Source organism: Cupriavidus basilensis (assembly GCF_000876015.1).
In the GTDB taxonomy this organism is placed as follows: Bacteria; Pseudomonadota; Gammaproteobacteria; order Burkholderiales; family Burkholderiaceae; genus Cupriavidus; species Cupriavidus basilensis_B.
In genome coordinates this window covers 110,445-123,626 of the sequence record NZ_BBQM01000013.1, presented here as the reverse complement: position 1 = coordinate 123,626, position 13,182 = coordinate 110,445, and the positions used below count along the sequence as shown (strand labels likewise).

The following is a 13,182-nucleotide window of genomic DNA, read 5'->3' as shown; positions in this document are numbered from 1 at the left end:
CGTTCCGTTCAGCGCTTCATCAGCGGGCATTGCGACCTGGCCGGCGGGATGAAGGCCTGGTCGCCCGGCACCGTGGCCAGCAGCTTGTAGTAGTCCCACGGGTACTTGGACTCGGCCGGCGTCTTGACCTCGAACAGGTACATGTCGTGGATCATGCGGCCGTCCTCGCGGATGCGGCCGTTCTTCGCGAAGAAGTCGTTGATCGGCATGGCCTTCATCTGCTTCATCACGGCGGCGGTCTCGTCGGTGCCGGCGGCCTGGATGGCCTTGAGGTAGTGCATGACGGAGGAGTAGGTGCCGGCCTGGCTCATGTTCGGCATTTTCCTGAGCTTGTCGAAGTAGCGGCGCGACCATGCGCGCGTGGCGTCGTTCATGTCCCAGTAGAAGCCTTCGGTCAGCAGCAGCCCGGAGGCGGTCTTCAGGCCGATGGCGTGGATGTCGTTGATGTACAGCAGCAGCCCGGCCATGCGCTGGTTGCCGCCGCGGGTCAGGCCGAACTCGCTGGCCGCCTTGATGGCGTTGACCGAGTCGCCGCCGGCGTTGGCCAGGCCCACCACCTGCGCCTTGCTGGCCTGCGCCTGCAGCAGGTAGGAGGCGAAGTCGCTGGCGCCGATCGGGTGGCGCGCCGCACCCAGCACCTTGCCGCCGGTCTCGTTGATGACGGCGGTGGCGGACTCCTGCAGCGTGTGGCCGAAGGCATAGTCGGCGGTCAGGAAGAACCAGGTCTTGCCGCCGCGCTGCACCACCGCGCGCGCGGTGGAGTTGGCCAGCGCGTAGGTGTCGTAGGCGTAGTGCACCGACACCGGCGTGCACAGGTCGTTGGTGATGCGCTCGGTGCCGGGACCGGAGAACACCACGATGCGGTTCTTCTGCCTGGCCACTTCCAGCACCGCCAGCGCGGGCGCGGAGGCCGCCACGTCGAGGATGGCGTCGACGTGGCCGGTGTCGAACCACTCGCGCGCCTTGCTGGCGGCGATGTCGGCCTTGTTCTGGTGGTCGGTCACGACCAGCTCGATCTTCTTGCCGAGCACCTTGCCGCCGAAGTCGTCGATGGCCATCTGCGCGGCCACGGCGCTGCCGCGCCCGGTCACGTCGGCATACAGGCCGCTCATGTCGAGGATCAGGCCGATCTTGACTTCGTCGTCGGAAATGCCGGGTTTGGCGGCTTGCGCCACGGCCTGGCCGGCGCCGCACAGCAGGGCGGCGGCCAGCGCCAGCGCGCCGAGCGGCCGGCGCAGCCACGGATGGTTGCGGTTCATGGTTGTCTCCTCCAGCGTGGGGCCTGCATGGCCCGTGTTTTTCTTGATTTCTTGAGGCGCGGGTCCGGTCAGACCGTCGCGATCGGCGTGGCGGGCGAGCCCACCGCGCCCGGCAGCCGCAGCGGCGGCGCCGTGAGCAGGAAGCGCGCGCGCCGGTTGGCGCGCAGCCACGCGGCCAGCTCCTGCAGGTACCACAGTTCGCCCAGCGGCAGGCCGAGCTTGAACAGGCAGTGATGGTGCAGCGGCAGCAGCGGGTGGTGCGTCTCGCCGGCCGGCGCGGGCAGCGCCGGGTAGCGCTCGACCGCGTAGTTGTCGGCGATCAGCGCGGCGATGCCGGAATCGGTGATCCAGTTCAGCAGGCGGTTGTCGCGGCCGTCGAGCGCGCAGCAGGCGTGGTGCAGCACGTTCTCGTCGGGCTCGCGCCGCATCGACAGCACCACCTCGGCGAAGCCGGTGCGCAGCAGCAGCATGTCGCCGCGCTCCACCTCCACGCGGTCGGCTTCGAGCACGCGCATCAGGTCGTCGTAGCCGACGTTGCGGAAGTCCAGCCCGTAGTGGTGCGCCAGGTCCGCCAGCGCGCCGCGGCCCTGCATGCCCTTCACGGCGAAGTTCTCGATGCCGAGCGCGCGCGCCTCGCTGTGCTCGTGGCCGCAGGCGTGCGCGGCGAAATGGTCGTCCTCGGCGTAGTCCACCGGGCCGACGATGTGCTCGTTGGCGCGGTAGCCGTTGTAGTAGACGCGCTCGGCGCGGCCGTCGCCGTCGGCGTCGAACAGCGCGCCCACGTGCGCGAGCGAGTCCCACTGCGTGGAGTATTGCAGCGACAGCAGCACCTGGTCGTCGCTGATGACGTCGGTGGCGGCGGCATCGACCTTGGCCAGCGGGAAGTTCACGTAGGGGATGTCGTCGCGGAAGGTCGGGCGCAGCACCGGCGGGTGGCGGCGCGGGTTGAGCTTGTTGCCGCCCGGGTAGTCGAGCGGCAGCGACAGGCAGAACGACAGCCCGGCCTGCACTTCGAGCGCGCCCTTGCGGACCTGCTCGGGGCCGATCAGGTTGACGCGGCCGAGCTGGTCGTCGGGCCCGAAATCGCCCCAGTTGGATCCCTGCGGTCGTTGTTTCCAGCGCATGCGCTATGCCTCCGGTTGTGGTTGGACGCGCGCGGCGCCGGCCTTGCGTGGCCGCCGCGCGGTGGATGATCCGGCCGGGCCGCCCTGCGCCGCCGGCAGCCAGGCCGCGCACACGGCCTCGGCCTCGCGCCGCAGCGCGCGCGCCAGCGCCGGCTCGCGTTCGGTGATGCGCTCGTTGAGCGCGGCGATGCTGATGGCGCCGAGCGGGTAGCCGTCCGGGCCGGGCAGCGCGATGGCGATGCCGCCCATGCGCTCCACCACCACGTCGAGCAGCACCGCGTAGCCGCGCGCGCGCGTGGCCTGCACCTCGCGCAGCAGCAGCGCGCCGTCGATGCGCGGATAGCGCCGCAGCGCCGGCGCGATGGCGCGCACGGTGGCTTCCACCTCGGCATCGGGCAGCGCCGCCAGCAGCGCCAGGCTGCCGGCGCCCACGCCGAGCGGACGGCGGCTGCCCACGTCGAGATAGTTGGCGCGGATCGGGAAGGTGCCCGGGCGCAGTTCCAGGCAGACCGACTCGCAGCCGCTCGGCACCGACAGGATGGCGGTGTCCTCGAACGCCTGCGCCAGCCGGATCAGCGCGGGCCGCGCGGCGGCGCGCGGGTCGATGCGGCGCACGCTGGCCGCGCGCAGCGCCAGCCATTCGGGGCCGAGCGAGAATGCCTTGGTGTCGGCGTCGCGCGCGATGAAACCCTCCGCCGCCAGCGTGTCCAGCAGGCGCAGCGCCGAAGCCTTGTCCACGCCCGTGACCGCGGCGAGGTCGGTCAGCCGCGTATTGCGCGGGTCGGACAGCGCGCGCAGCAGCTTGCAGGCTTTCTGGAGGGAGGTCGTGGGGACCGTCACGCACAGGCTCCGGGATGGGTAGTTTCGGGGAGTGAAACCGGTTCCCAGGTTATAGACGCCCGGACGCGGGGCGTCATTCTGCGCTGCATCAAAGTTTTGCGGGATAAAACATCGCGCACAAGCCGCGCACAAGCCGCGCGCAAGGCCCGCCGGGGCCTGCCGCGCGGGCCCGGCACCGCGCCGGATTTCGCCCGCGCGTGCCGTCTTCCGCTATCCTTGGCGACATTTCGCCGCGCGCCGGGCGCGCCGCCCAGCATGCAGTTCCCGCCATTCCGAGGAGATTCCAGATGGTCCGCCGTGCCCGCCGCCTTGCCGCCGTCCTTGGCCTGAGTGCCGTCCTGGGCGCCGGCGCCGCGCAGGCCGTGCCGGCGGCGGCCAACAACGCGGCCGCGGCATCCGGCACCGAGCGCTACCAGGTGGCCGGGCTGGAGAAGCCGGCCAGCATCCTGATCGACCGCTGGGGCGTGCCGCACATCTACGCGGGCACGCTGTACGACGCCTTCTACGTGCAGGGCTTCATGGCCGCGCGCGACCGCCTCTGGCAGATCGACCTGTGGCGCAAGCGCGGCCTGGGCGAGATGGCCAGGGACTTCGGCGCGGCCTACGTGGAGGGCGACCGCATGGCGCGCGCGGTGCTGTTCCGCGGCGACATGTACCGCGAGTGGCTGGCCTACGGCTCCGACGCCAAGCGCGTGGCCGAGGCCTTCGTGGCCGGCGTGAACGCCTTCGTGGCGCAGACCGAGGCGCGCCCCGAGCTGCTGCCGCCCGAATTCCGCATCCTCAACTACAAGCCCGCGCGCTGGCGCGCCGAGGACATCGTGCGCATCCGCCACCACGGCCTCACGCTCAACCTCACCGGCGAGATCGACCGCGCGCAGATCTACTGCCACGTGAAGCCCGACGCGGTGCGCGCCGACTGGGTGCGCCGCGAGCTGGACCCGCCGGTCACGCCCCGGCTGCCCGAGGGCCTGGACCCGTGCGCGCTGCCGGTGGCCGAGCTGCGCCGCGCCTACGACCTGGCCACCGCCGCGCCGCGCTTTCCCAAGGAGTGGTGGACCTCGGCCGCGGCCGGCGACATCCCGCACGAGGCGCTCTACGCGGTGCTCGACAGCAACAGCGACACCGCGCGCAGCCTCGGCTCCAACAACTGGGTCATCGCCGGCGCGCGCACCGCCACCGGCCGCCCGATCCTGGCCAACGACCCGCACCGCGCGCAGGGCGCGCCGAGCCTGCGCTACATCAGCCACCTGAACGCGCCCGGACTGTCCGTGATCGGCGCCGGCGAGCCGTTCCTGCCCGGCATCTCGATCGGCCACAACGACACCGTGGGCTTCGGCCTGACGCGCTTCTACATGGACCAGGAAGACCTCTACGTCTACGAGACCAACCCGGCGCAGCCGCGCGAGTACCGCTACCGCGGCCGCTGGGAGCCGATGGAGACCGTGACCGAGGACATCGCCGTCAAGGGCGAGGCCGCGCCGCGCAAGGTCGGCATCGACTTCACCCGCCACGGCCCGGTGCTGTACGCCGACGCCAAGAGCGGCCGCGCCTACGTGCTGCGCGCCGCGTGGCTGGACTTCGGCATGGCGCCGTACTTCGGCTCGATGGACTACATGCGCGCCCAGAACTGGGACCAGTTCCGCGCCGCCATGAACCGCTGGGGCGCGCCCGGCGAGAACCAGGTCTACGCCGACCGCGACGGCAACATCGGCTGGCTGCCCGGCGGCCTGACGCCGATCCGCCCGAACTGGGACGGCCTCATGCCGGTGCCCGGCGACGGCCGCTACGAATGGGCCGGCTACCGCAACATGGACGAGCTGCCGTGGGCCTTCAACCCGAGCGCGGGCTACGTGGTGACGGCCAACGAGAACAACATCCCGCCCAGGCATCCCGCCGCCCGGCTCGGCATCGGCTACGAGTGGAGCGACACCGCGCGCGCGCGCCGGCTCAAGAGCCTGGTCGCGGCCAACGCGCATTCGTCGCTGGCCGACAGCATGGCCTGGCAGAACGACACCGTCTCGCTGCCCGCGCTGCGCGCGGTGGCCGTGCTGGCCAACGTGCGCAGCGACGACGCGCAGGCGCAGCGCGGCCTCGACCTGCTGCGCGGCTGGGACGGCAACGAGCGCGCCGACAGCGCGCCGGCGGCGCTGTTCGAGGTGTGGTTCAGCAAGTACCTGCGCCCGGCCGTGGTGCGCGCGGCGCTCTCGCCGGACGGCGCGCGCCTGGCCGGCTACGGCGACGCCAGCCGCGTGCTGGCGGTGCTGGAGCGGCCCGAGCCGTGGATGCCGCTGGAGCGCCGCAACGAGGCCATCGTGAGCTCGCTCAAGAGCGCCATGACCGAGGTGGAGCGCAAGCTCGGCCCCGACCCCAGGGCCTGGCAATGGGGCAAGCTGCACGCCGCCGTGTTCGACCACCCGCTGCACCCGATCCTCGACGCGGCCGCGCGCCAGCGCTACGACGTCAACGCCGGCCCCATCGGCGGCTCGTCCTTCACGCCGATGAACACCAGCTATCGCAACAGCGATTTCCAGCTCACCGCCGGCGCGTCGTTCCGCATGGTGCTGGACGTGGGCAACTGGGACGCCTCGCGCGTGATCAACACGCCGGGCCAGTCGGGCAACCCGGCCAGCCCGCACTACCGCGACCTCGCGCCGCTGTGGGCCAGGGGCGAGTATTTCCCGCTGGTCTATTCGCGCAAGGCGGTGGAAAAGGAGAGCCGGGAGCGGGTGGAGCTGGTGCCGCTGGCGCCGCAGTAGCGGGGACCGCGGTTCGTGCCGCCCCCGCTGCCGGAACGGCTATGCCGCGGCGGCCTGGCCCAGGTAGCCGAACGCGATCAGCGTGTGGATCTGCGCGACGCTCACCAGCTCGTCGATGTAGACGTGCTCGTCGGGCCCGCCCATGCCATGCGGCGTGCAGCCCAGCACGACGGTCGGCACGCCGGCCGCGCGGTACAGGCGCGCATCCGAGGCGCCCACGCGCATGTTGGCCACCGGCGCGCCGCCCGTCACCCGCGCGGATGCCGACAAGGCGCGCCGGACGATTTCATGGTCCGGTGAAGTGAAGCTCGGCTCGTAGCGCTGGACCACCTTCCAGCTGACGCCTTCCATCGGACCCAGCCACTGGTCCAGGCATTCGATGACCTGCCGCGTGCTGACGCCGACCGGCAGGCGGATGTCTCCCTGGGCCCGGGCCAGCGTGGGCACGAGGTTGGGCGAGACGCCGCCGTCGATGGTGCCGATGTTCACGGTGACACGCTGCAGCACCTCGCTCTCGCCGGCCCCCGACATCGGCTCGGACACGGGGGCCGCCACCGCGATGGCCGCCCCGATCTCGGCGGGCGCGTCGACGGCCAGCGACTCGAGCCGCTTGACCGCGTCCAGCGCGACGCGCAGCCGGTCGATGGCATTGACGCCCTTGTGCACGTGGGCGCCGTGGGCCGGCTCGCCGGTGGCGCTGATCTCGATCCAGAACAGGCCCTTCTCGCCGAAGCGAACCACCAGCGGGGAGCCCACGTCGCCGCTGACCATGACGTCGCCGCGGCCTTCGGGCACGTTGTCCAGCAGCCACTGCGTGCCGAGGACGCCCATGCTTTCCTCGTCGCCGGCGAGGGTCACGACGGCCTCGCCGCACCAGTCGCCGCGGCGCTCGGCCAGCACCGTGGCGGCGGCGATCGACGCGGCGATGCCGGCCTTCATGTCCGACACGCCGCGGCCGTACAGGCGCCCGTCGCGCACCACGCCGCCCAGCGGCGGGACGGTCCAGCCGAGGTCCTCGCCGATGGGGAAGGTGTCCAGGTGGCCGTTGAACACCAGCCGGCGCCCGGGCTTGCCGCTGTCGATGCGGGCCACCAGGTTGACGATGCCGGGCGCGGTCTCGTGGCGCGAGATCGCCACGCCCGGGATCGCGCTCAGCAGGCCGAAGGCCGCGTGCGCCGCGGCGGACACGTCGCCCGGGGGATTGGGCGACGCCGCCGCCACCAGCGCGCGGGTCATGTCGACGAGCAGGTCCCGGCGCGCCGCGACGGCGGCGAGCAGTTCGCTCTCCAGCGCTTGGGCAGCCTGGATTTCCGATTGATTTTGCATGTTCATTGATGCGCGAGGCGCCGTTCCCAGAGCCGGATGGCCATGGCCAGCGGCCAGCAGATGACGAAATAGACGACGGCGATGAAGGTGAAGATCTCCAGCGGCCGGAAGGCGGTGGCGGACAGCTCCATGCCCCGCCGCGTGATCTCGCTGACCGAGATCACCGAGGCCAGCGACGAGTACTTGATGAGCTGCACGAAGTTGGCCGCGATGGCCGGCAGGGTCAGCCGCACCGCCTGCGGCAGCACGATGCGGTGGAAGGTGTGCCAGGGGCTCATGCCCAGCACGAGCGCCGACTCCCGCTGGCCCAGCGGCACCGCCTGGATGCCGGCCCGGTACGCCTCCGACAGGAACGCCGAGGAGTAGACCGAGAGCGCGATGATGGCGGCCGGCAGGGCGTCGATGGAGATGTCGAACACCATCGGCAGCACGTAGTACACCCACAGGATCTGCACCAGGATCGGCGTGTTGCGGATGACCTCGCCAAAGCCCATGCCGAACCAGCGCAGGGCGCGGTGGCGCGACATGTCCAGCAGCGCGATGGCCAGCCCGCCGAAGATGGAGGCGAGCAGCGTGCACGCGCAGATCAGCAGTGTCTGGCCGAGGCCGGAGAGCAGGAAGTCCAGGTTGTTGGGGATGACATCCCAGCGGAATGCGTAGTGCATGGCCGGCTTGCCTCAGGGCGCGACGTTGCCGTCGAGCTGGTACTTCCTGGCGATGGCCGCCAGCCGCCCGTCCATCTTGGTGATGTCGATGAACTGGTTGACGAAGTTCAGCCAGATCTGGTCGCCCTGGGGAATGGCATAGGCGACCGGGGTCGGGGCCAGCTTTTTCGGCGGCTCCACGCTCTGGGCCCAGTCGAATTCCTGCTTCACGCGCAGGACCGTCGGGTAGTCCACCAGGATCACGTCGGCGCGGTTGGCCGACAGCTCGGCCTCGCGGGTCGCCGGCGGCTGGATGGAGACGATGGTGGCCTTCTTCAGGTACCCCTTCATGTAGGTCTCGATGTAGCTGCCCAGGAGGACCGCCACCTTGACGCCGGGCTTGTCGATGTCGGCCCAGGTCTTGACCTTGCCGCCCTTGCGCACCACGCCGTAGACCGACGCGTTCATGTAGGGCTTGCTGAACTCGACCGCCTGCGCGCGCTTGGTGGTCACGCCGAGCGCGAACATGCCGATCGCGCATTTGTTGGATTGCAGGTCGGCGATGAAGGTGCCGAAGCCGGACTCGACGAACTCGACCTCGGCGCCGAGCTCCTTGCCCAGCTCCCTGGCCATGTCGATGTCCAGCCCGGTCAGCGCGTTGGTCTTCGTGTCGCGAAAGGAGATGGCGTAGTACAGCGGGTAGATGCACACGGGAAGCTTCCTGCTCTTGGTGATCTCGAACAGGCGCGACTGCGTTTGCTGGGCCGACGCCGGCGCGGCGGACAGCGCGGCGGCGCCCGCCAGCAGCACGAGGGCCGTCTTGCGCAGGAAGGAGACTGGGGAGGAGATGGACATGGCGAAGCCTTTTCGGGAAGAAATTCGGTAGGAAATTCGGACGGAGGAATTCAGGAGGAAAGCTGGCTGAGGAACCTGCGGGCGCGCTCGGTGGCGGGCGCGGAAAAGAACTGGCCCGGTGGCGCGTCTTCGACGATGCGCCCGGCATCCATGAAGACCACGCGCGAGCAGACGTCGCTGGCGAAGCCCATCTCATGGGTGACCACCAGCATGGTCATGCCCTCGCGGGCCAGCTCGCGCATCACCAGCAGCACCTCCTGGCGCAGCTCGGGGTCGAGCGCGGAGGTGGGCTCGTCGAACAGCAGGATCTTGGGCGTCATGGCCAGCGCGCGGGCGATGGCCACGCGCTGCTGCTGGCCGCCGGACAGGCGCCTGGGGTAGTCGTCGCGCTTGCCCAGCAGGCCGACCTTGTCGAGCAGCGGCTCGGCCTTTTTCACGGCGGCGTCGCGGTCCATGCGGCGCACGCGGATCAGCGCCTCGATGACGTTTTCCATCACCGACAGGTGCGGCCACAGGTTGAACTGCTGGAACACCATGCCGACGTCGGCCCGCACCGCCCTGGCGGCCCGGGCGATGTCGCGGCCGGGTTTGGGGCAGGCGACGCGCTGGCCTTCGACGAACACCTCGCCTTCGGTCAGCGTCTCGAGCATCGCCAGGCAGCGCAGCAGGGTCGTCTTGCCGGAGCCGCTGGAGCCGATCAGCGAAACGACTTCGCCGCGGGCCACGGAAAAGTCGATGCCATGCAGCACCGGCTTGCCGCCGGGAAACGTCTTGACGACGCCGCGGGCCGACATGAGGAGGTTGGGGAAATCTGCGTCGGACGTCATCACGGCTCACATATTGAAGTTGAATCTACCTTGCAATCTGCGTGCCATCCTCGCCGCGCCGTGTTTTTCGATCCATTGATTTTGCTGGGTTTTCAATCCATAATAGATTCATATGGATATGCTCGAAATCAGGCAGCTTGAGGTCTTTCGCACCGTCATGGAGCGCGGCTCCGCCACCCTTGCCGCACAGGTTCTGGGCATCAGCCAGCCCGCCGTCAGCACCCTGCTCAACAAACTGGAAGAGGCCGTGGGCTATGCGCTGTTCGTTCGCGAGCACCGCCGGCTGACGCCGACGGCCGAAGCCATCGCGCTGGTCGGGGAGGTCGCCGAGGTGCTGGACCGGCACGCCCAGCTGTCGCGCACGGCGCACGACATCCACGAAACCCGGGCCGGCTCGCTCACCATCGCCAGCCACCCGGGGCCGAGCATTTCCTGGCTGCCTCCGGTCATCGCGCGCTTCGTGGCGACGCGGCCGGGCGTCACGGTCAAGCTGATCTCGCGCCAGTCGCAGGGCGTGCGCGACCTCATCCCCTCGCGCGCATTCGACCTCGCCGTGGCCGAGCTGCCGGTCGAGCATCCGCTGGTCGCCGTCAATCGCTACCAGATGTCGTTCGTGGCGGTGCTGCACCGTGACAATCCGCTGGCGAAGCATCCCGTGCTCACCCCGCGCCTGCTCGACGGCACGCCCTTCATCGGCATGTTCCGGGGGCACGCCGCGCAGCTGGGCGCCAGCAAGGTGTTCGACGAGGCGGGCGCGCACCTGCGCATCGTCGCCGAGTGCGACTACTTCGCCAGCGCGATCTCGCTCGCGGCGCGCGGCGTCGGCGTCGCGCTGGTGGACCCGATCAGCGCCGAGGACATGAAATCGGATGCGCTGCTCGTGCGCCCGTTCTCGCCGCCGCTGGCCTATCACTTCGCGGTCTTCCATCCGCACGACCGGCCGATGTCGAAGCTGGCCTACGCCTTTGCCGCCGAGTTCGACGAATATCTGCTGGCGCACGGCGCCTTGTGATCCGGCGAATGTGAACAAGGCGAGGCCTGGCGGCCGGGCGCGAATCGAGCGGGCAGACGCCGGGAAGGTGCCAGGAATCTTTGTGGGTAAAAAAATGGAGTAGAATTTTTCCATCCGAAAAAATGGAAAAATTCAGGGTGGCTCTCTCCGTGGGGCTCGAACGAACCATGCCAGAACATCCGCAAGCCATGAATGTCGTTGAACAGGCCGACGGGCCCGTGCTGGATACCGCTGCGCTGGGCGCGGAGATTCGCAAGCTGCGCAAGGCCAGGGGGAAGACCCTGGCGGACCTCGCCGGAGCGGCGGGCCGCTCGACGAGCTTCATGAGCCAGCTGGAAAGAGGGCGCGCCGAAATGTCCATCTCGGACCTCAAGCGGGTGGCGCTGACGCTGGGGGTGCCGCTCGGCTGGTTCTTCGTGAGCGAATCGAAGCCGGCCGCGGAAGTGGGGCGGGTCCAGCGCGCCGGCTCGCGGCGGCGGCTGGGCACCGTCACGGACGGCCTTGTCGAAGAACTGCTGTCGCCGAACATCGGCGGTTCGTTCGAGATGTTCCTCAGCACATTCGAGCCGGGAGCGATGCTGCTGGAGCCGAGCCTGCGCGATACGGAGGAAGAGGGCTATCTCGTGAAGGGACGGCTCGACGTCTGGATCGGCGAGCACTTCTTCGAGCTCAATGCCGGCGACAGTTTCCGCATCGAGCGCGAGCCGTTCCGCTGGGCGAATCGCGGCAGGATCGAGGCGGTGGTGGTGTGGGTGATCGCGCCACCCACGTACTGAACCGGCATTTCCAGGGGGCCACCCCACGTCCCTTCTGCGCCCCTTCCCCACCCCTTCCCCGACCCGCTAGCCCGCGGCGTCCAGCGCCTGCGTCAGGGCAGGCAAGACGTCAAACAGATCGCCCACCAGGCCGATGTCGGCCACCTGGAAGATGGGCGCGTCGGCATCCTTGTTGATGGCCACGATGGTCTTCGAATCCTTCATGCCGGCGAGGTGCTGAATCGCGCCTGAGATGCCGACGGCAATGTACAGGTCCGCGGCGACGACCTTCCCGGTCTGCCCCACCTGCGCGTCGCTGGGCGCGAAGCCGGCATCGACCGCCGCGCGCGAAGCGCCTATCGCCGCGTTGAGCTTGTCCGCGAGGGACTCCAGCAGCCGGAAGTTCTCCCTGGAGGCCATGCCGCGTCCCCCGGACACCACGACCGAGGCCGTGGTGAGTTCCGGACGGCCGCTCGCCGTCGCGGTGCCGCGGATGAACTTCGCGAGTCCCGGGCCTTCGTTCCACGACAGCGGGACGATCTCGGCGGCGACGTCGGACTGGCCCGCCGGGGCGAATCTGGTGGCGCGGACGGTGACGACCTTTTTCGCGTCGGCCGAGCGCACCACGGCGTTGGCATTGCCCGCGTAGACCGGGCGCTCGAACGTATCGGGAGAGACGACCGCGCTGATCTCCGAAATCTGCGAGACGTCGAGCAGCGCGGCCGCCCTGGGAAGGACATTCTTGCCGGCGCTGGTCGCGGCGGCGACGATGTAGTCGTAATCGGCGGCAAGCGTCACGAGCAGCGGCGCCACGTCCTCGGGAAGCTGGTTCGCCAGCGACGCGGCCTGCGCCTGGAGGACGCGCCGAACGCCCTGGAGATGCGCCGCCTGCCCGGCCGCCGCGCGGCAGTCCGCGCCGCAGACCAGGATATCGACGTCGGCGCTCATCTGCCGCGCGGCAGTGACGGCGTTGCGCGTGGCGGGATTCAGTCCTCCCGCGCCGGTCTCGGCAAAGACGAGTGCGGCCATCATGCGTCCTCCAGAACGGCGCTGATTTCACTGGCCAGTTCGGCAACGCCGCGGACTTTCCGTCCGGCCTTGCGTTCTTCCGGCGGGCGCACTTCCAGGACGGACAGGCGCGGCGCCGCGTCGACACCGAGGCTGTCCGGCGTCACGGACGCGATCTCTTTCTTCCTGGCCTTCATGATGCTCGGCAGCGACGCATGCCTGGGATCGTTGAGGCGCAGGTCCACGGAGACCACCGCCGGCAACGCCAGTTCGAGTTCCTCGGTGCCCGCGTCGACCTCTCGCGTGACCTGCAGGACATCCCCGGCAAGGCGCAATGCCGAGGCCGACGTGCCTTGAGGCCATCCCAGCAGCCCGGCCGCCATCTGCGCGGTCTGGTTGCAGTCGTCATCGATGGCCTGCTTCCCCAGGAGCACGAGCCGCGGCGCTTCCCGCGCCACCAGGGCCGCGATCACCTTCGCCACGGCCAGCGGTTCCGTGGCCTGGTCCGTCTGCACCAGGATTCCGCGATCCGCGCCCATCGCCAGGGCCGTGCGTATCGTCTCGGCCGCGCGGTCGGGGCCCACGGAGAAGACGATGACCTCGGCGGCGGCGCCGGCCTCCTTGAGGCGCACGGCCTGCTCCACGGCCACTTCGTCAAACGGGTTGATGGACATCTTGACGTTGTCGGTGTCCACGCCGGAGCGGTCGGACCTGACACGGACGTTCACGTTGAAGTCCACCACCCTCTTCACGCCAACCAGGACTTTCATCTGTTG

At 69.8% G+C, this 13,182-nt stretch carries 12 protein-coding genes; 3 read left to right on the top strand and 9 right to left on the bottom strand.

Annotated elements, in window-relative coordinates; translation table 11 throughout:
* Positions 1-8 precede the first annotated feature (8 nt).
* The 3 genes from KF708C_RS11945 to KF708C_RS11935 all read right to left on the bottom strand — a co-directional run bounded on the left by KF708C_RS11945 (position 9) and on the right by KF708C_RS11935 (position 3,223).
* A complete protein-coding gene (locus KF708C_RS11945; RefSeq protein WP_156173798.1) occupies positions 9-1,259 on the bottom strand; it encodes an ABC transporter substrate-binding protein in 1,251 nt (416 codons plus the stop codon).
* Between the two features lie 68 nt (positions 1,260-1,327).
* Positions 1,328-2,383, bottom strand: coding sequence for a cyclase family protein (locus tag KF708C_RS11940; protein WP_020203767.1), 1,056 nt, complete (start codon positions 2,381-2,383; stop codon positions 1,328-1,330).
* Positions 2,384-2,386: 3 nt separating this feature from the next.
* Positions 2,387-3,223, bottom strand: coding sequence for an IclR family transcriptional regulator (locus tag KF708C_RS11935; protein WP_020203766.1), 837 nt, complete (start codon positions 3,221-3,223; stop codon positions 2,387-2,389).
* 287 nt (positions 3,224-3,510) lie between these two features.
* Here KF708C_RS11935 and KF708C_RS11930 point away from each other — a divergent pair, with 287 nt between their 5' ends.
* Positions 3,511-5,979 carry a penicillin acylase family protein gene (locus tag KF708C_RS11930; protein ID WP_059411955.1) on the top strand — a complete coding sequence of 823 codons (2,469 nt, stop codon included), beginning with the start codon at positions 3,511-3,513 and terminating at the stop codon, positions 5,977-5,979.
* 39 nt (positions 5,980-6,018) lie between these two features.
* Here the strand turns inward: KF708C_RS11930 and KF708C_RS11925 are convergent, their stop codons facing one another.
* The 4 genes from KF708C_RS11925 to KF708C_RS11910 are packed head-to-tail and all read right to left on the bottom strand — an operon-like array spanning position 6,019 to position 9,631.
* A complete protein-coding gene (locus KF708C_RS11925) occupies positions 6,019-7,305 on the bottom strand; it encodes a M20/M25/M40 family metallo-hydrolase (protein ID WP_231586460.1) in 1,287 nt (428 codons plus the stop codon).
* Positions 7,306-7,307: 2 nt separating this feature from the next.
* Entirely contained in the window at positions 7,308-7,970 is a 663-nt protein-coding gene (locus tag KF708C_RS11920) for an amino acid ABC transporter permease (RefSeq protein ID WP_059411953.1), read from the bottom strand.
* Positions 7,971-7,982: 12 nt separating this feature from the next.
* The gene (locus KF708C_RS11915; RefSeq protein WP_020203762.1) at positions 7,983-8,804 is read right to left on the bottom strand and encodes an ABC transporter substrate-binding protein; all 822 of its coding nucleotides are present in this window, start codon (positions 8,802-8,804) and stop codon (positions 7,983-7,985) included.
* Positions 8,805-8,854: 50 nt separating this feature from the next.
* The gene (locus KF708C_RS11910; protein ID WP_059411952.1) at positions 8,855-9,631 is read right to left on the bottom strand and encodes an amino acid ABC transporter ATP-binding protein; all 777 of its coding nucleotides are present in this window, start codon (positions 9,629-9,631) and stop codon (positions 8,855-8,857) included.
* Positions 9,632-9,743: 112 nt separating this feature from the next.
* On the opposite strand from KF708C_RS11910, the gene KF708C_RS11905 reads away from it, so the two are divergent.
* Positions 9,744-10,643, top strand: coding sequence for a LysR family transcriptional regulator (locus KF708C_RS11905; protein ID WP_020203760.1), 900 nt, complete (start codon positions 9,744-9,746; stop codon positions 10,641-10,643).
* 167 nt (positions 10,644-10,810) lie between these two features.
* Positions 10,811-11,419 carry a helix-turn-helix domain-containing protein gene (locus KF708C_RS11900; protein WP_197090348.1) on the top strand — a complete coding sequence of 203 codons (609 nt, stop codon included), beginning with the start codon at positions 10,811-10,813 and terminating at the stop codon, positions 11,417-11,419.
* Between the two features lie 66 nt (positions 11,420-11,485).
* Here KF708C_RS11900 and KF708C_RS11895 read toward each other — a convergent pair whose 3' ends face one another.
* Together KF708C_RS11895 and KF708C_RS11890 are read right to left on the bottom strand one after the other, a co-directional pair.
* Positions 11,486-12,427, bottom strand: coding sequence for an electron transfer flavoprotein subunit alpha/FixB family protein (locus tag KF708C_RS11895; protein WP_059412040.1), 942 nt, complete (start codon positions 12,425-12,427; stop codon positions 11,486-11,488).
* Positions 12,427-13,176 (bottom strand): electron transfer flavoprotein subunit beta/FixA family protein, encoded by a 750-nt coding sequence (locus tag KF708C_RS11890; protein ID WP_059412041.1) that lies wholly within the window; start codon positions 13,174-13,176, stop codon positions 12,427-12,429. Before KF708C_RS11890 ends, KF708C_RS11895 begins: the two co-directional genes overlap by 1 nt.
* Between the last annotated feature and the right edge of the window lie 6 nt (positions 13,177-13,182).